This is a genomic window from Stenotrophomonas sp. PS02297 (genome assembly GCF_029959705.1).
Taxonomy (GTDB): domain Bacteria; phylum Pseudomonadota; class Gammaproteobacteria; order Xanthomonadales; family Xanthomonadaceae; genus Stenotrophomonas; species Stenotrophomonas nitritireducens.
On sequence record NZ_JASCOS010000027.1, the window covers coordinates 19531 to 37148 of the forward strand.

Genomic DNA, 17618 nt, shown 5'->3' on the forward strand with positions numbered 1-17618 from the left:
GGGCCGGCGGCACGCCGGTACCCTCGCTGAAACGACAACGCCGGGGCATGCCCCGGCGTTGTCGTTCCTGTGGCTCGGCGAGTCAGTCGTGATGGACGGCCGCGTCCAGCAGCTGCGCTTCCTCCACCGCGCCCAGCCGCTGCGCGAAGGCGGCCATGCGGTTGCACAGTTCGGCGCGGTGCTCGGGGAATTCGTCGGCCAGTTCGTTCTGGATCTGCTGGTAGGCATCCCAGAAGGCGGCGGAGCGGTGATGGCGGGCATAGTGGGCGCGCAGCCGTTCGCCGGCCTGGCGCAGCGATTGCCGATGGAGTCCATGTACGGGCGAAAGATGCATCGCGTCACCTCGATGGCAGTGCCCCCCTGCACGATCGAGCATAGCCTGTATCGATGACAGGCAGGTGGCGCCGTGACAGCTGGACCGGCCGGGCGAGCGCCGCGTCACGCCCGGATGCGCTACGGCGGGGCTGTCGAGCGCGCATGTCCAGGGCCGCGCAATGGTGCGCGGGGCACGGCCGGAGCCGCCAGGGAGCGCGGCGCAGCCCTTATTCGCCGATGTCCTCGTTCCAGACCTCGGGGTTTTCGGCGATGTAACGGCTCATCATCTCGATGCAGCCGGCATCGTTCAGGTCGATGACCTTGACCCCGTTCTCGCGCAGCCAGTCGATGCCGCCGCCGAAGGTCACCGATTCGCCGACCACGACGGTGCCGATGTTGAACTGGCGCACCAGCCCGGAGCAGTACCAGCACGGCGCCAGGGTGGTGACCATGATGGTGTCGCGGTAGCCGCGCTGGCGGCCGGCCTTGCGGAAAGCGTCGGTTTCGCCGTGGATCGACGGGTCGCCTTCCTGCACCCGGCGGTTGTGGCCGCAGCCGAGCAGGCGGCCGTCGTTGTGGTACAGCGCCGCGCCGATCGGGATGCCGCCCTCGGCCAGGCCCTGGCGGGCTTCGGCGACGGCGGTGTCGAGCAGGGCGCGGTAGTCGGGGGTGGCGATCATGGGGCAGGCATCCGTGGGGTGGCCGGCCATGATAGCGGCCCGTTCCCGGGGGCCGCCGCGCCGCCGGCGCGGGAGTGCGATAATCGGGCGCATGAGCGAATCCCCCTACAAGAGCGGCACCACCCACTTCGGCTTCCGCGACGTGCCGGCCAAGGACAAGCAGAAGCTTGTCGGCCAGGTGTTCACGTCGGTGGCCGACAACTACGACCTGATGAACGACCTGATGAGCCTGGGCATCCATCGGTTGTGGAAGCGCTACTTCGTGGCCACCGCGCAGGTGAAGCCGGGCGATCGCGTGCTCGACCTGGCCGGCGGCACCGGCGACATCGCCGTGCTGCTCAAGGAGCGCATCGGCGATGAAGGCAGCGTGGTGCTGGGCGACATCAACGCCGGCATGCTGTCGGTGGGCCGCGACCGCCTGATCAACCGCGGCCAGGTGTCCGGCTTCGAGTGGGTGCAGCTCAACGCCGAGGCGCTGCCGTTCCCGGACCAGAGTTTCGACCTGGTGACCATTTCCTTCGGCCTGCGCAACGTCACCGACAAGGACGCCGCGCTGCGCGAGATGTACCGCGTGCTCAAGGTCGGCGGCCAGGCGCGGGTGCTGGAGTTCTCCGAGGTCACCGCCGACTGGTTCAAGCCGATCTACGACTTCCACTCGTTCAAGGTGCTGCCGAAGCTGGGCAGGCTGTTCGCCCGCGGCGACGGCGACAGCTACCAGTACCTGGCCGAGAGCATCCGCAAGCATCCGCCGCAGGAAGAGCTCAAGGCGATGATGGGCGAGGCCGGCTTCGGCCGTTGCCACTACAAGAACCTCAGCGCCGGCATCGTCGCCATCCATTCCGGCTACAAGATCTAGGCCAAAAGGCGGGGCGGCGACAGCCGGCTCCCCCCGTCCTTCCCGCCTCCCGCGTTCCTCTCCACCGTTTTCCGCCGCAAAGGTAATCCCATGCGTTCACCCTTCCTGATGCTGCCCCTGGCCGTCGCGCTCGTCGCCGGCTGCGCCAAGGACCCCGCCGCTCCCGTTGCCGATCCCGTCGCCGAGAAGCCCGCCGCCGCCGTGAACACCGTCAGCCGCAGCCACGATGAAAGCTCCTACGCCGAGCCGGACAAGGTCGTCATCAAGGACCTGGCGCTGGACCTGAAGGTCGATTTCGACCAGAAGCAGATCGGCGGCACCGCCACCTACGCGCTGGAATGGAAGGACAAGGGCGCCCAGCAGCTGGTGCTGGACACCCGTGAACTGACCATCGAGAAGGTCGAGGCGCTGGCCGCCGACGGCGCCGCCGCGCCGCTGCAGTTCGAGCTGGCGCCGGCGGACAAGGTGTTCGGCAGCAAGCTGACCATCCAAGCGCCGCAGCAGCCGGCCAGCGTGCGCATCACCTACCACACCGCGCCGACCGCTTCGGGCCTGCAGTGGCTGGATCCGGCCATGACCGAGGGCAAGAAGCTGCCCTTCATGTTCAGCCAGTCGCAGGCCATCCACGCCCGTTCCTGGGTGCCGCTGCAGGACACTCCCAGCGTGCGCTTCACCTACAGCGCGCACGTGGTCTCGCGCCCGGACGTGATGGTGCTGATGAGCGCCGACAACGACCCGAAGGCCGCGCGCGACGGCGACTACACGTTCAAGATGCCGCAGCCGATCCCGTCCTACCTGCTGGCCATCGCGGCCGGTGACCTGGTGTTCGAGCCGATCTCGTCGCGTTCGGGCGTGTGGGCCGAGCCGGCCATGGTCAACAAGGCCGCCAAGGAGTTCGAGGACACCGAGAAGATGATCGGTGCCGCCGAGAAGCTGTACGGCGAATACCGCTGGGGCCGCTACGACATGCTGGTGCTGCCGCCGTCGTTCCCGTTCGGCGGCATGGAGAATCCGCGCCTGACCTTCGCCACCCCGACCGTGATCGTCGGCGACAAGTCGCTGGTCTCGCTGGTCGCCCATGAGCTGGCGCACAGCTGGTCGGGCAACTTGGTGACCAACGCCAGCTGGAAGGACATCTGGCTCAACGAAGGCTTCACCACCTACGTGCAGGCGCGCATCACCGAGGCGCTGTACGGCCAGGAAGCGGCCGAGATGGAGCGCGAGATCGACCAGACCGACCTGCTCAACGAAGTGAAGGACATGAGTCCGGCCGACCAGGCGCTGGCGCTGCCGCCGCTGACCGAGCGCGACCCGGACGACGCGCTGAGCCAGGTGGCCTACGTCAAGGGCGCGTGGTTCCTGCAGTTCCTGGAGCAGCGCTTCGGCCGCGAAGTGTTCGATCCGTTCCTGCGCGGCTGGTTCGATGACCACGCCTTCCAGAGCGCCAACACCGACCAGTTCGTCGAGTATCTGAAGAAGAACCTGCTGCCGAAGAACCCGACCGCGGTGACCGAGGCCGAACTGCACGCGTGGCTGGACGAGCCGGGCATCCCGTCGTTCGCGCCGAAGGCCCGCTCGCGCAGCTTCGCCGTGGTCGACACCGCGCGCATCGCCTGGCTGGGCAGCGAGCAGCTGCCGAGCAACCAGGTAACCGGCCAGTGGACCACCCAGGAATGGGTGCGCTTCATCGACGGCCTCGGCAAGACCGTGCCGGTGGCCAAGCTCGAGCAGCTGGACAAGGCCTACCGCTTCACCGGTACGGCGAACGGCGAGATCGCCATGCGCTGGTACCCGCTGGCCATCCGCAGCGGCTATGCCCAGGCCCAGCCGGCCGCCGGCGAGTTCATCCAGAAGGTCGGCCGCCGCAAGCTGATCCTGCCGATCTACGCCGAGCTGCTGAAGACGCCGGAAGGCCTGGCCTTCGCCAAGGAAGTCTTTGCCAAGGCCAAGCCGGGCTATCACCCGATCACCACCGCCTCGGTGGCCGACATGATCGCCAAGGCCGAAGCCGCGCCGAAGCAGGACGCAGCGCCGCAGCCGTAATCGGCCAGGTTTGCTTCAACCCAAACGGCGAGCTTTGGCTCGCCGTTTGTTTTTGCGCCGCTCCAGGTTTGAGGGCTTCGCAGGCGTCGCAGCCCGCGCAAGCACAGCGCACCCGGGGCCCTTCGCGCGGACCCTTTCTTGTAGAGCCGAGCGATGCTCGGCTGGGGCTTTCGCGGGGAGGTCCCTGCCGAGCATGGCTCGGCACTACATGGTGGCGGCGTTGTTGTGCAGGTTGTACGACGCTTCCTGCACCGTAGCCGCAATCAGATTTCGACCGCAGCCCTCAGTTGCTGGTCTTTGCCGCCGCGAGCGGCAGGCCCTTCAGTACCGCCTTGTCTATCTTCGCCGCCACGCCGACGCTGCGGCCCGCAAGATTGACCACGTTGTACTGCACCGCCACGCCCAGCACCTGGGTAGCCTGCGACATATCCAGGCCGTAGGACTGGCGCAGCCACTGCAGCATCCCCGATGTCGCCAGGCGCAGTGCATCGTCGCTGGAGCCGGCCTGCCCCAGGGTCATGATCTGCGTCGGTGATTCCACGCGGGGCGTGGCGATGGACTGCTTCTTGATCAGTTCAACCTTCAGCACCACATCCAGCGATGTCTCCAGCGCCCATTGGCTGGTTTCGCCATCGCCCTGCAGCGCATGGCCATCGCCGACATACAGCAGCGCGCCGGGCTGCTGCACCTCAAGGTAAACCGTGTTGCCTTCGGCCACGGCGTTGAAATCCATGTTGCCGCCGAAATCGCCGGTGTCGCCGGTGGAGAACGGCGGGTAGCCGAAGCCCGGCGCGACAGCGAGGCCACCCAGCATCGGCTTGACCGGGATCTCGAAGTGCTTCAATGCGCCACTCGCGCCTTGCGGGCGTGCGATGCCACGCACGCGGTCCAGTTCCCAGCGCACCGGTTTGCCCAGCGTCGCGGTCTCGGTGGCGATGCGTGGCGTCTTCAGGCGGCCGACGATGCCGTCGAGGCTGTCGGCGTAGTCGCGGTTGAGTTTCAGCGAGCTGATGGTGATCGCCAGCGTGTCGCCGGGTTCGGCGCCGGCGACGAAGAACGGCCCGACCTGTGGGTTGCCGAACAAGGCGCGGGTGATGCCGTGCTCGTCGACGCCACCGGAATCCAGGGTTCTGGTCTGCACCGAATCGCCGGGCCAGATCACCAGCGCCGGCGCGCGGTCGGCGCTGAAGGTATTGGAGTAGTCGCCTGGGGTGAAGTGGTGCAGGCGCGGTGCCTTGTCCGGCCGCGACGGCACCCGCCAGGCGCTGAAATCATGCGCTGCACGCGCGCTGCGGTTGTTGGTGTCCGGCTCATCGCTGCGGCCCTGCATGTGGCTGCCATCGATGCGCCCGTCGTAGTGATAGACCTGACCGTCACTGCCGGTTGCGGTGAACTTCAGCTGCGCGCCGTTCACGCTGCCGGTGATCGGGTCGCCGCCCAATGTTCCGCTGACACGCGTGCCTTGCACGTCCAGATCCAAGGTCTGCCGGGCGCTGTTGCCCCATAGATCGGTGGCGAGGATCCATTGATCGGCGGCCAAGGAGGTGAACGGGAATGCGGACAACAGCAGCGATGACAATGTCAGGGAAGTGCGCACGTTGCGTATGTCTGCGAAGGGCCCGGCGGGCGTGTTCGCGGAGTGTATGAAGGGCGAGGTCGCCGCCGCAGTGTCAAAAGTAACTACAGCTGTAGTCATTCCGGCCGTTCGTGCAGCCGAACAATGATTCCTGCGGCAGGCTGCCGGAGCGGGCGGGCGCTGCGCTCAGGGCGTGAGCGCGCGCACCGCCAGGAACATGTCCACGCAGTCGTGCATCACCCGCTGTTGTGCGCTGGCGTCCAGGGGCGCGGCGCCCATCGCGATCTGCGGCCAGAACGCGAACGCCTTGACCATGCCCTGCAGCTGGTGGGCGGCGTCGGCCGGCGCGATGTCGTCGCGCAGGCGGCCATCGGCCTGTGCGGCGCGGATCCAGGTGGCCAGGCCTTCTTCCTTCTCGGCCAGCTTGTCCATCATCACCCGTGCCCGTTCCGGTGCATGCACCAGTTCGGCCATGGCCACCCGCGACAGGTCGATGAAGCTGGCGTCGCTGAGCAGGCGCAGTTTCTGCGCGACGAAGGCCAGCAGCTGCTCGCGCAATGGCCGGGCCGGATCGTAGGCGAGCGCGTCCAGCGACTGGCTGGCTTCCCACAGCTGCCAGAGGATGGCGGTGAACAGCTCATCCTTGCTGGCGAAGTGGTTGTAGACGGTGCGCTTGGATACCTCGGCGGCGGCGGCGACGCGGTCCATGCTGGTGCCGGCAAAGCCCAGTTCGCGGAACTCGGCGACCGCCGCGCGCAGGATCGCCGCGCGTTTGCGGTCGGTCAGGCGGAGGGGGCGCTTGGGCTCGTTCATGCGGCTATTTTACACCGTTCAGTTTACTTTTCTTGAGATGGAAGTAGACTCGCTGGTGTACTTTTCCCGGCAAGCCCAGCCATGAAGCGTCGCCTGCCTCGTTTCCTCCTTCTCGTTACGGTGCTGATTGCCATGTCCATTGGCCTGCTGACCTGCGGTGCGCATCCTGCCGCCTCCTATGACCGCTCGCCGCAATACGGCGAGGGGCGTTTCCACAATGTGGCCAGGCGGGTTCCGCTCGGCTTCGTGCGCGGTGCCAGGGTGTGGTGGCGCTTCCTGTTCCACAAGCCGGCCGATGCGACGCCGCAGGTGGCGATCCCGGTGCATGCCTTGACCCGGCAGGCATTGCTGGACGCACCGGACGACAGCCTGTGGCGACTGGGCCATTCGACCCTGCTGATGAAGCTGGATGGCCACTTCTGGCTGACCGATCCGGTGTTCTCCGAGCGCGTGTCGCCGTTCTCGTTCATGGGGCCGAAGCGCTTCCATGCGCCGCCGCTGTCGATCGAGGAACTGCCCGAGATCACCGGGGTCATCATTTCGCACGACCACTACGATCATCTCGACCACGACGCGGTTCTGGCGCTGGCACCGAAGGTGCGGCACTTCGTCACCGCGCTGGGCGTGGGGGATCGCCTGCTGGCCTGGGGTGTGCCGCAGGAAAAGATCACCCAGCTGGACTGGTGGCAGGAAACGCAGGTGGAAGGCCTGAAGATCGCCGCCACGCCTGCCCAGCATTTCTCCGGCCGGGGCCTGTCCGACGGCAACCGCACGCTGTGGGCCTCGTGGGTGCTCGATACCGGCCGCACGCGGATCTTCTTCAGCGGCGACAGCGGCTATTTCGATGGCTTCGCCCGCATCGGCGAACGCTACGGCCCTTTCGATCTGGCGATGGTCGAGACCGGCGCCTACGATGCCGACTGGCCCGATGTGCACATGCAGCCGGAGCAGAGCCTGCAGGCGCACCTGGACGTACGCGGCAAGGTGCTGATGCCGATCCACAACGGCACCTTCGACCTCGCCCTGCATCCCTGGACCGAGCCGTTCGAGCGGATCACCACGCTGGCGCGGCAGCACGGCGTGACGCTGGCCGCGCCGGTGATGGGCGAGCGGCTGGACATCCGCGCGCCGGCGCCGGCCACGCCGTGGTGGCGTGGGGGCTCCGCGGGCGAAGGAATGAGCGCACGCGGCGCACAGGAATGACGGATCGCCGCATGGGTGTTTAAAGTGGACGCCGCCGCGCGGCATCGCCGCGCCCTGTCCCTGCGGAGTTGCCCGATGAAACCCCTGATCCTCGGCGCCCTGTGCGTCCTTGCCCTGGCCGCCTGCGGCAATCCGGAGGCCGAGCGCCAGCAGCGCGAGGCCGCTGCCGCGCAGGAACGCGCCAAGCGCGAGGCCGATGCCGAGGGCATCGCCAAGCTCTACGATGCGGCGGTGACCGCCACCGAGTGGGAGAAGGCGCGCGTCCACGGCGCGGCGCTGCTCGACCAGTTCGCCGACTCGGAAGCGGCCAGGCGCATCGAGCCGGGCTTTGCCGAGGTAAAGGAAAAGGCCGAGGCCGCGCGCGAACTGCGGCGCATGCAGGGCCTGTGGAGCTACAACCAGGTGTCGGTCGGCAGCAAGGGCGTGCAGCGCTCGGCGATGATCCAGGGCAAGGAGCGGGTCGATGTCGACGGCAGCGGCCCGAAGGTGGTGCAGCTGGTGTTCCGCGACCACCCGGAATGGAAACGCCATGCCTATCTGGTGCTGCAGGCCGGCGATTTCGCCAAGGCCTGCTACGCCAGCTGCCAGGTCACGGTGACGGTGGACGACCAGGCGCCGCGGCGGATGGCCGCGCACCGTCCGGACACCGACGAGGCCATCGCCATGTTCATCACCGACAACCGCGGCCTGTGGCGGCTGGCGCGCAAGGCCAAGGTGATCCGCATCGAGTTCCCGGTAAAGGCCGGCGGCACCCGGACCGCGGTGTTCGAGACGGGCGGCCTGGACGGCAGCCAGATGCCCGCGGGCTGGGATTGATCGTGACGGCGGTGGCCGGCGGCTCCATCTGGTCGCGGGGTGGTACGTCCCGCGCGGGCTGGCTGTGCGCGCTGCTTGCCCTGTTGCCGTTGCCGGTGGCTGCATGCGGCAGCCTGGACGCGGACACGCACCGCCGGCTCGTGGCCGGGGACCTGCAGCGGCAGCAGGCCCTGGCCGCCGCGCTGTCCGCCAGGGCCGACACCATCGTGATCGCCGATGTCCTGGCGACCGTGCCGGACGGCGCCCGGGTTCGCGTGCGCCAGCGGATCAAGGGGGCGGAGGACGCGGAACTGCAGGTCGCTCCGGCGAACCGGCTCGACGCCCTCGGTTGCCTGCCGTCGGCGGGCTTCGGCAACGTCGCGCTGCAGCCGGGAGAGCATTACCTGTTCTACCTGGCCGGCGGCACCGTGCTCCGTGCCGGCAACCTGCGGCGCGGGCCGGAGGAATTCACCCTGGAACAGGAACTTGCGCAGGTGCGCGCACCGGTGCCGGCGCCGGCCACGAGGGAGGTGCGCTGATGGACCTGGCGATCGTGCTCGTGGTCAGCCTGCTGGCCATCGCCCTGCACGTGGTGCTGTACGTGATGTTCCGGCGCTGGATGGACCGCGACCTGGCGCTGTCCCTGGCCGGCGATGACGAGGACAAGCGGCGTTACATGCTCGACTGCCTGCGCCGCGCCAAGGCCGAAGGCGTCGGCAGGCGGGAGCTGCAGGCCTGGCTGGAGCGCGAGGCGGCGCGTTACGGCCCGCAGGAATGATCGTGGGCCTGCGCGGCGGCGCAACGAAAAACGGCGCCTTCCGGCGCCGTTTCCGTCAATGTCCGGACCTGCCGGATCAGAGCGCGTAGCCGAACTGCTGCTTGAACTGTTCGTTGAACTCGTCGAAGTCGAAGCGCTGGTTCTGCGTGCCCGGGTGCTCGACCTTCAGCGCGCCCATCAGGTTGCCCATGCGGCCGATGGTCAGCCAGTCGTAGCCCTTCTGGATGCCGTAGATCAGGCCGGCGCGGAAGGCGTCGCCGCAGCCGGTCGGGTCGACCACGCGGCGCTCGTGCGCCGGCGGGATGTCGTAGCTCTTTTCCGGCGTGTGGATCACCGCGCCCTTCGGGCCGCGGGTGGTGATGTAGGCCTTGACCCGGCCGACGATCTCCTTTTCGTTCCACCCGGTGCGCTCCTGCAGCAGGTTGGACTCGTAGTCGTTGACCACCACGTAGTCGGCCTGCTCGATGAAGGCGCGCAGTTCCGGGCCGTTGAACAGCGGCATGGCCTGGCCCGGGTCGAAGATGAACGGCACGCCCATCTCCTTGAATTCGATGGCGTTCTGGATCATGCCCTCGCGGCCGTCCGGGCCGACCAGGCCCAGGGTCACGCCCGGCACGTCCTTCACGTGGTTCTCGTAGGACCGCATCATCGCGCCCGGGTGGAAGGCGGTGATCTGGTTGTTGTCGTGGTCGGTGGTGATGAACGCCTGCGGGGTGAACAGCTCGTCGATCACGCGCACGCGGCTCAGGTCGATGCCCAGCGCGTCGAAGTGCTCGCGGTACGGGCCGAAGTCCGAACCCACCGTGCCCATCGGGATCGGCGCGCCGCCCAGCAGGTGCAGGTTGTAGGCGATGTTGCCGGCGCAGCCGCCGAACTCGCGGCGCATGCGCGGGACAAGGAAGGACACGTTCAGGATGTGCACCTTGTCCGGCAGGATGTGGTTCTTGAACTGGTCCGGGAACACCATGATGGTGTCGAAGGCAAGGGAACCACAGATCAGAGCGGACATCGCGGACGGGCCTATACGGGTAAGGGGAAACCGCCGCCATGCGGGCGCAGGCGGGGCGGCGCGGACGCGCGCCAAAGTGCATAAGGTTACCGGCTGCGGCGGCGCGCGGCCAGAACCACGTATCGCCACCGGCGCTGCGCAGCGCCTCCCGGACCCGCTGCGGACATGGATTTTCCTTGCCCGTGCCGGGGTGGGTTGATAGGCTAGCCAGCCCCCGATTTCTGCCCATTTTTTCGCCAGCCGGCGTGGGCGGGCGCCCTCAGGATCACTCCCCAGATGTTCAAGAAACTCCGCGGCATGTTCTCCAATGACCTGTCCATCGACCTGGGCACGGCCAACACTCTCATCTATGTGCGTGGGCAGGGGATCGTGCTGAACGAGCCGTCGGTCGTGGCCGTGCGCCAGGATCGCGCCATCGGTGGCACCCGCTCGGTCGCCGCGGTCGGCGCCGAGGCCAAGCAGATGCTCGGCCGTACCCCGGGCCACATCACCACCATCCGCCCGATGAAGGACGGCGTCATCGCCGACTTCACCTACACCGAGGCGATGCTCAAGCACTTCATAAAGAAGGTGCACAAGTCGCGCGTGCTGCGCCCGAGCCCGCGCGTGCTGGTCTGCGTGCCGGCCGGTTCGACCCAGGTCGAGCGCCGCGCCATCAAGGAATCGGCCGAGGAGGCCGGCGCGCGTGATGTGTTCCTGATCGAGGAGCCGATGGCCGCGGCGATCGGCGCCGGCATGCCGGTGACCGAGGCGCGCGGTTCGATGGTCATCGACATCGGCGGCGGCACCACCGAAGTGGCGGTGATCTCGCTGAACGGCATCGTCTATTCGGCCTCGGTGCGCATCGGCGGCGACCGCTTCGATGAGTCCATCACCAACTACGTGCGCCGCAACCACGGCATGCTGATCGGCGAAGCCACCGCCGAGCGCATCAAGGTCGAGCTGGGCTGCGCCTACCCGCAGGCGGAAGTGATCGAGATGGAAATCTCCGGCCGCAACCTCGCCGAGGGCGTGCCGAAGATGATCAAGATCAGCTCCAACGAGGTGCTCGAAGCCCTGCACGAGCCGCTGTCGGGAATTGTTTCCGCGGTCAAGCTGGCGCTGGAGCAGACCCCGCCGGAACTGTGCGCCGACGTCGCCGAGCGCGGCATCGTGCTGACCGGCGGCGGCGCCCTGCTGCGCGACCTGGACCGCCTGATCTCCGAGGAAACCGGCCTGCACGTGCAGGTGGCCGACGATCCGCTGACCTGCGTGGCCCGCGGTGGCGGCCGTGCGCTGGAGCTGGTGGACATGCACGGCAACGAGTTCTTTGCGCCGGAATAAGCCGCACCCGTTCCGTACCGCGCACGCGCCTCTGCGGCGCGGTGCCCGCGGCGCGCAGGCGCCGGGCATCGCACCGCCGGGGCGTCGTCGCATCCTTCCTCCGTATTTTTCCTGCCGAAGTCCGTCGTGCCGCCCTATGCCGGTCCACCCGTAGCCTCCCGCCAGGGCGACGCCAGCAGCACCCTGCGGCTGCTGGCCTACCTGGCGTTGGCGATCATCCTGATCGTGCTGGACGACCAGGGCGGCTGGTTGTCGCGCCTGCGCACGCAGGCCGGCCTGGCGGTGCAGCCGGTATGGGCGCTGGCCGGGTTGCCCGGGCGCGTGGGCGCCTCGGTGCGCGACAACGCCGCCAGCCATAACCAGCTGGTCGCCGAGAACCGCGAACTGCGCAACCAGCTGCTGCTGGCCAACGCGCGGCTGACCCGGCTGCAGACCGCCGCGCTGGACAACGCCCAGCTGCGCGAACTGCTGAACGTGGCCGAGCGCAGCGGCCTGGACGTGCAGCTGGCGCCGATCCTGGACATCGACCTGGATCCGGTGAAGCAGCGCCTGGTGCTGGATGCCGGCAGCCGCGAAGGCGTGCACATCGGCCAGGCGGTGATCGACGCCGGCGGCCTGATGGGCCAGGTGATCGCGGTGACCCCGCTGCATTCGACCGTGCTGCTGCTGACCGACCCGGACCATGCGGTGCCGGTGACGGTGGCGCGCAACGGCGTGCGCCTGATCGCCTATGGCCGCGGCGACCGGCTGGAACTGCGCGACATCCCGCTCAGCGCCGGCGTGGAAGTGGGCGACGAGATCGTCACCTCCGGACTGGGCGGGCGGTTCCCGGCCGGCTTCCCGGTGGGCAGGATCCTGGAACTGCGGCCGGACGACACCCATGCCTTCCTGGTCGGCGAACTGGCGCCGGCGGCCAAGCTGGACCGTGGCCGCGACGTGCTGCTGCTGCGCTCGGTGCCGGAGATTCCGCGCATGCCGGTGACTGCCGGGCTGGAGCCTCCGGCCGGCGGCGACACCGAGCCTGGTCCGCGCCCGGCGCCGAACAGCGAAACGCCCAGGCGCGCCGCGCCCGCCGCCGCGGCCGATCCCCCGGCGGCGACGCCTTCGGCCGCGTCCCCGGCCCTCGCCACCGATGCGCCGGCGCCTCCGGCAGGAGACCGCCGATGAGCCGCCAGCGCAGCCGTGGCTGGGTATTGCCGGCCAGCCTCGCGCTGGCCCTGCTGCTGGGCCTTGTGCCATTGCCGGAACTGCTGCAGCCGATCCGCCCGTACTGGCTGGCGCTGGTGCTGGGCTACTGGGTGATCGAGACCCCCGAGCGGGTCGGGCTGGGCTTCGCCTTCTGCATCGGTCTGCTGGCCGACCTGCTGTACGGCGGCATCCTCGGCGAACAGGCGCTGCGGCTGGTGGTGTTCGCCTTCATCCTGCAGCGCTTCCGCGCCCGCATCCGCTTCTTCCCGCTGTCGCAGCAGGCGCTGGCGATCGGCGGCCTGCTGCTCAACGACCGCATCATCAGCGCCGCCGTGCACCTGTTCACCGCCGAGCCGCTGCTGCCGTGGAGTTACTGGTGGGCGCCGCTGCCGGGCATGCTGTTGTGGCTGCCGGTCTATGTGCTGCTGGATGCCGCGCGGCTGGGCAAGCGCGGGCACTGAGCCATGTACGGGCGGCGCCAGCACAAGAACCCGCAGGCCGAGGTCGAGCAGTTCCGGCGCCGTGCGGCGGTCGGTTTCCTCGGCGTGCTGCTCGGGCTCGGCGTGCTGGGCGGCTGGTATTTCAAGCTGCAGGTGCTGGACCACGACGTCTACGCCACCCGTTCGGAAGCCAACCGCATCAAGGCGCGGCCGGTGGTGCCCGGGCGCGGCCTGATCTACGACCGCAAGGGCCGCCTGCTGGCCGAGAACGTACCGGCGTTCCGCCTGGACGTGACGCCCAACAAGGTCGAGGACATGGAGGCCACGCTGGCCGGGCTGAAGGAGATCTTCTCGCTCGGCGACGAGGACATCGAGCGCTTCAACCAGTCGCGCAAGGCGCGGCGCAGCTTCATCCCGGTGACGCTGAAGCTGCGCGTCGGCGACGAGGAGATGGCGCGCTTCGCGGTGGACCGCTGGCGCTACCCGGGCGTGGAGCTGGAGCCCTACCTGACCCGCCGTTATCCGTACGGCGACCTGCTCGCGCACGTCATCGGCTACGTCGGCCGGGTCGACGACAAGGACCTGCAGGAACTGGGCGAGGGCAACGCGGCGCTGACCCATATCGGCAAGTCCGGGCTGGAGCGGTATTACGAGAACCAGCTGCGCGGCAAGATCGGCTACGAGCGCGTCGAGACCAACGTGCAGGGGCGGGCGATCCGCACCCTTGGCCGGGTGCCGGCGCAGTCGGGCACCGACCTGCGCCTGTCCATCGACGTCGACCTGCAGCAGGCGATGGCGACCGCGTTCGGCGAACAGGAAGGTTCGGCGGTGGCGATCGACCCGCGCACCGGCGAGATCCTGGCCATGGTCAGCCTGCCGTCCTACGACCCGAACCTGTTCGTCAACGGCATTTCCCACGCCGACTTCAAGCGGCTCAACGAAAACCCCTCGCGGCCGCAGTTCAACCGCCTGGTGCTCGGCGGCGTCGCCCCGGGTTCCACGGTCAAGCCGTTCCTGGGCCTGGCCGGGCTGGACAGCGGCCTGCGCCGGCCGGAGGACAAGATCCTCTCGCGCGGCATGTTCTACCTGCCGGGCGTGAGCCGCGGCTGGGGCGACGCCAATCGCGGCGGCCATGGCTGGACCGACCTGCGCAAGTCGATCTCGCAGTCGGTGAATACCTACTACTACCAGCTCGGCACCGACATGGGCGTGGAGCGCTACGACCAGTACATGGGCGGCCGTTACGGTTTCGGCCAGCCCACCGGCATCGACCTGGCCGGCGAGATCGGCGGCATCCTGCCCTCGCCGGCGGCCAAGGCCCGGCTGCGCAAGGAGCGCTGGTATCCGGGCGACATGGTCAACGCCAGCATCGGCCAGGGCCTGTGGAAAGTGACCCCGCTGCAGCTGGTGCGCGGCGTCGGCGGCCTGGCCTCCGGGCAGCTGCGCACGCCGCACCTGGTGGTCGAACAGAAGGTGGCCTTCGATCACGACTGGACGCCGCTGGCGCAGCCCGCGTCCAGGCCGATCAGCCCCAATCCCTCCAATCTGCAGGCGGTGCGCGAAGGCATGATGGGCACCATGCAGCCGGGCGGCAGCGGCTGGCGCGTGGCCGCCGGCGCCGCGTACCGGATGGCCGGCAAGACCGGCACCGCGCAGGTGGTCAGCCGCAAGGGCACCGCCGCGGTGAACCCGAAGAGCCTGCCGATGCACCTGCGCCACCGCGCGCTGTTCATCGGCTTCGCTCCGGCCGAGGACCCGCAGATCGCCATCGCGGTCGCGGTCGAGGGTGGCGGTTACGGCGGCTCGGCGGCAGCGCCGATCGCGCGCAAGGTATTCGATGCCTGGCTGCTGGGCGTGATGCCCGATGCGCAGGAGGACGCCAGCGGCGCCGTCGAAGGCGCGGCCGGCGCGACCGCTCCTGCGGCCGGCACAGCGCCTGCGGCGACCGAAGCTTCGCCGGAACCGGCGCCGCCCCCGGCGCCGCCGGCATCGACACCGGAACCGGCGCAGGAGGAACGGCGATGAGGGACTTCCTGCGCTGGCTGCTGGAAATGGCGCAGCGGCTCACCCGCGGCCTGGACTGGCCGCTGCTGCTCGCGCTGTGCGCGCTGATGGGCATGGGGCTGGCGGTGCTGGACAGCGCCGGCGGCAGTGGCCTGGTGGTGGCCCAGGGCGCGCGTTTCGCGGTGGGCCTGCTGGCGATGTGGGCGATCGCGCGGGTGCCGGTGCTGCGCATCCGCGCCTGGACGCCGCTGATCTACGCGTTGTCGATGCTGCCGCTGCTGGCGGTGTTCGTGCTCGGCACCGGCAAGTACGGCCGGCAGTGGCTGGACCTGAAGCTGTTCTATTTGCAGCCGGCCGAACTGCTCAAGGTGAGCATGCCGATGATGGTGGCGTGGTACCTGCACCGGATGCCGTTGCCGCCACGGATACCGGTGGTGCTGGTGGCTGGCGTGATCATCGGCATCCCGACCGCGCTGGTGATGCTGCAGCCGGATTTCGGCACCGCGATGCTGATCGCCGCCAGCGGCGCCTTCGTACTGCTGCTGGCGGGGTTGCCCTGGTGGTGGGTGGGACTGGGCGTGGGCGGTGTCGCGGCCGTCGCACCGGTGGCCTGGTTGTGGTTCCTGATGCCCTACCAGAAAGACCGCATCATGATGTTCCTTGACCCCGAGAGCGACGCGCTGGGCGCGGGCTGGAACATCATCCAGTCCAAGATCGCCATCGGCTCCGGCGGACTGGCCGGCAAGGGCTGGGGGCTGGGCTCGCAGTCGCACCTGAACTTCATTCCCGAACAGACCACCGACTTCGCCTTCTCGGTGCTGAGCGAGGAGTTCGGCTGGATCGGCGTGGCGACCGTGCTCGCGCTCTACCTGTTCGTGGTCGGCCGCTGCCTGTGGATCGCGGTGCAGTCGCGCGACGGTTATTCGCGGCTGGTCGCCGGCGCCACCGGCCTGTCGTTTTTCGTCTATGCGCTGGTCAATGGCGGCATGATCTCCGGCCTGCTGCCGGTGGTGGGCGTGCCGATGCCGCTGATCAGCTACGGCGGCACCGCCGCGGTATCGCTGCTGGCCGGATTCGGCCTGGTGATGGCGGCGCGCAGCTACAGCCCGGTGCACGGCGGCCACGGCTGAGGCATCCGCGCGACAGATTCGCGAAAGTGGCCGGGGTTAGTGTGCGCCGGCACCGTCGAGGACGGTGCGCGCGCCTGTATCGCCGCCCCTGATGCCCGCGCGCCGTGCGTCCGGGGCGCAGGAGCGCACATGCCGATCTTCCCGTGGATGGGGCGTACCTGCCGCGAGGCCGTCCGTACCCTCGACCTGCCGTTGCTGTCCGCGCTGCTGGCGGTGATGGCGGCCGGACTGGCGGTGCTGCACAGCGTGGGCGGGCCGGTGCGCAGCCAGGCGATGCATTTCGCCGCCGGGCTGGGCGCGATGTGGCTGCTGTCGCGGGTGAGCATGCCGCGGCTGCGCGCGTGGACGCCGTGGCTGTACGCCGTATCGATGCTGCCGCTGCTGGCGGTCTACGCGATCGGCACCGGCAAGTATGGGCGGCGCTGGCTCAACCTCGGCCTGTTCTACCTGCAGCCCTCGGAACTGCTCAAGCTGGGCGTGCCGTTGATGATCGCCTGGTATCTGCACCGGCACCCGTTGCCGCCGTCGCCGCGCACGGTGGCGGTGTCGGCCTTGCTGATCGGGGTGCCGGCGCTCCTGATCCTGCTGCAGCCCAACCTGGGAACCGCGACCCTGGTCACCGCCAGCGGCGTATTCGCCCTGCTCCTGGCCGGCCTGCACTGGGGCTGGATCGGTACCGGCCTGGGCGCTCTGGCGGTGGCCGCGCCGCTGGCGTGGTTCGGGCTGCTGCGGCAGTACCAGAAGGACCGCGTGCTGACCTTCATCGACCCGGCCGCGGACGCGCTGGGTACCGGCTGGAACATCCTGCAGTCGCGCATCGCCATCGGCTCCGGCGGCTGGCAGGGGCGCGGCTGGGGGCAGGGCACCCAGGCTTCGCTGGATTTCCTGCCCGAATACACCACCGATTTCGCCTTCTCGGTACTGGCCGAGGAATTCGGTTGGCTGGGGGTGCTGGCTCTGCTGCTGGCCTACCTGTTCCTGGTCGGGCGTTGTCTGTGGATCGCCGCGCAGGCGCGCGATACCCATGCACGGCTGCTGGCGGGCAGTCTTGGGCTGGCGTTCTTCGTCTACGTGATGGTCAACGGCGGCATGATTTCCGGCCTGCTGCCTGTGGTGGGCGTGCCGATGCCGTTGATCAGCTACGGCGGTACCGCCGCCGTGTCGGTGCTGGCGGGTTTCGGGCTGGTGATGGCGGTACGCGTGCATCGCCCGGTCCATGCGGGCTGAAAGTGCGATGCCGGTCCGGATCGGGTTGATCTGGATCAAACACAGCGTTTAACAAAAGCCTCACAATAGCGCCCGCCACAGGACGCATCGCGCCGTGGCGGCCGGCTTGCAATCGCGCTGGACGGCAAGGCCGGGATCCGCTGGCCGGGCGTGGGGAGACGCCCGGGCGGCGCCGGAATCCGGTCCGGGCCCCCGGCGGGCCCCCGGGGGGTGGGGGGGTCGGCCGGGGGCCCCCGTT

Annotated in this window: 16 protein-coding genes and 1 pseudogene; 12 read left to right on the forward strand and 5 right to left on the reverse strand. The window is 69.0% G+C overall.

The genetic code is table 11. From position 1 onward, the window contains the following. Positions 1–82: 82 nt before the first annotated feature. Positions 83–334 carry a hypothetical protein gene (locus tag QMX80_RS08000; protein WP_055772369.1) on the reverse strand — a complete coding sequence of 84 codons (252 nt, stop codon included), beginning with the start codon at positions 332–334 and terminating at the stop codon, positions 83–85. Between the two features lie 208 nt (positions 335–542). After that, positions 543–995, reverse strand: a complete 453-nt coding sequence (locus QMX80_RS08005) for a nucleoside deaminase (protein ID WP_273084233.1) — start codon at positions 993–995, stop codon at positions 543–545. A 91-nt stretch (positions 996–1086) separates the two neighbouring features. On the opposite strand from QMX80_RS08005, the gene ubiE reads away from it, so the two are divergent. Both ubiE and QMX80_RS08015 read left to right on the forward strand, forming a co-directional pair. Next, positions 1087–1851 (forward strand): bifunctional demethylmenaquinone methyltransferase/2-methoxy-6-polyprenyl-1,4-benzoquinol methylase UbiE, encoded by a 765-nt coding sequence (gene ubiE / locus QMX80_RS08010; RefSeq protein WP_055772363.1) that lies wholly within the window; start codon positions 1087–1089, stop codon positions 1849–1851. Between the two features lie 90 nt (positions 1852–1941). After that, the gene (locus QMX80_RS08015; protein ID WP_055772360.1) at positions 1942–3894 is read left to right on the forward strand and encodes a M1 family metallopeptidase; all 1953 of its coding nucleotides are present in this window, start codon (positions 1942–1944) and stop codon (positions 3892–3894) included. 283 nt (positions 3895–4177) lie between these two features. On the opposite strand, the gene QMX80_RS08020 is transcribed toward QMX80_RS08015, so the two are convergent. Both QMX80_RS08020 and QMX80_RS08025 read right to left on the reverse strand, forming a co-directional pair. After that, positions 4178–5491 (reverse strand): acetamidase/formamidase family protein, encoded by a 1314-nt coding sequence (locus QMX80_RS08020; protein WP_282276373.1) that lies wholly within the window; start codon positions 5489–5491, stop codon positions 4178–4180. A 165-nt stretch (positions 5492–5656) separates the two neighbouring features. Continuing rightward, on the reverse strand, positions 5657–6283 hold the full coding sequence (locus QMX80_RS08025; RefSeq protein WP_282276374.1) for a TetR/AcrR family transcriptional regulator: 627 nt from the start codon (positions 6281–6283) through the stop codon (positions 5657–5659). A gap of 81 nt (positions 6284–6364) precedes the next feature. On the opposite strand from QMX80_RS08025, the gene QMX80_RS08030 reads away from it, so the two are divergent. From QMX80_RS08030 to QMX80_RS08045, 4 genes are all read left to right on the forward strand, one after another. Then, positions 6365–7486 carry an MBL fold metallo-hydrolase gene (locus QMX80_RS08030; RefSeq protein ID WP_282276376.1) on the forward strand — a complete coding sequence of 374 codons (1122 nt, stop codon included), beginning with the start codon at positions 6365–6367 and terminating at the stop codon, positions 7484–7486. A gap of 75 nt (positions 7487–7561) precedes the next feature. Continuing rightward, positions 7562–8302, forward strand: coding sequence for a hypothetical protein (locus QMX80_RS08035; protein WP_282276378.1), 741 nt, complete (start codon positions 7562–7564; stop codon positions 8300–8302). Between the two features lie 2 nt (positions 8303–8304). Continuing rightward, positions 8305–8820, forward strand: a complete 516-nt coding sequence (locus QMX80_RS08040) for a hypothetical protein (protein WP_282276379.1) — start codon at positions 8305–8307, stop codon at positions 8818–8820. Then, entirely contained in the window at positions 8820–9059 is a 240-nt protein-coding gene (locus QMX80_RS08045; RefSeq protein WP_273084215.1) for a hypothetical protein, read from the forward strand. Before QMX80_RS08040 ends, QMX80_RS08045 begins: the two co-directional genes overlap by 1 nt. Positions 9060–9135: 76 nt before the next feature. Here the strand turns inward: QMX80_RS08045 and QMX80_RS08050 are convergent, their stop codons facing one another. Beyond that, positions 9136–10068 (reverse strand): carbohydrate kinase family protein, encoded by a 933-nt coding sequence (locus QMX80_RS08050; protein WP_055772341.1) that lies wholly within the window; start codon positions 10066–10068, stop codon positions 9136–9138. 276 nt (positions 10069–10344) lie between these two features. Between QMX80_RS08050 and QMX80_RS08055 the strand changes: the two genes are divergently transcribed. The 6 genes and pseudogenes from QMX80_RS08055 to rodA (QMX80_RS08080) all read left to right on the forward strand — a co-directional run bounded on the left by QMX80_RS08055 (position 10345) and on the right by rodA (QMX80_RS08080) (position 17380). Next, positions 10345–11391: a rod shape-determining protein gene (locus QMX80_RS08055; RefSeq protein WP_005419402.1), complete on the forward strand. Its 1047-nt coding sequence runs from the start codon at positions 10345–10347 to the stop codon at positions 11389–11391. A gap of 126 nt (positions 11392–11517) precedes the next feature. After that, positions 11518–12558, forward strand: a complete 1041-nt coding sequence (gene mreC / locus QMX80_RS08060; protein ID WP_282276382.1) for a rod shape-determining protein MreC — start codon at positions 11518–11520, stop codon at positions 12556–12558. Then, entirely contained in the window at positions 12555–13040 is a 486-nt protein-coding gene (gene mreD, locus QMX80_RS08065; RefSeq protein WP_055772338.1) for a rod shape-determining protein MreD, read from the forward strand. The genes mreC and mreD overlap by 4 nt, the downstream gene beginning before the upstream one ends. Positions 13041–13043: 3 nt before the next feature. Next, positions 13044–14963: pseudogene (gene mrdA / locus QMX80_RS08070) on the forward strand (penicillin-binding protein 2); the annotation flags it as partial. Positions 14964–15040: 77 nt separating this feature from the next. Beyond that, positions 15041–16153 (forward strand): rod shape-determining protein RodA, encoded by a 1113-nt coding sequence (gene rodA, locus QMX80_RS08075; protein WP_055772332.1) that lies wholly within the window; start codon positions 15041–15043, stop codon positions 16151–16153. A gap of 129 nt (positions 16154–16282) precedes the next feature. Next, the gene (gene rodA, locus QMX80_RS08080) at positions 16283–17380 is read left to right on the forward strand and encodes a rod shape-determining protein RodA (RefSeq protein WP_055772329.1); all 1098 of its coding nucleotides are present in this window, start codon (positions 16283–16285) and stop codon (positions 17378–17380) included. Positions 17381–17618 lie beyond the last annotated feature (238 nt).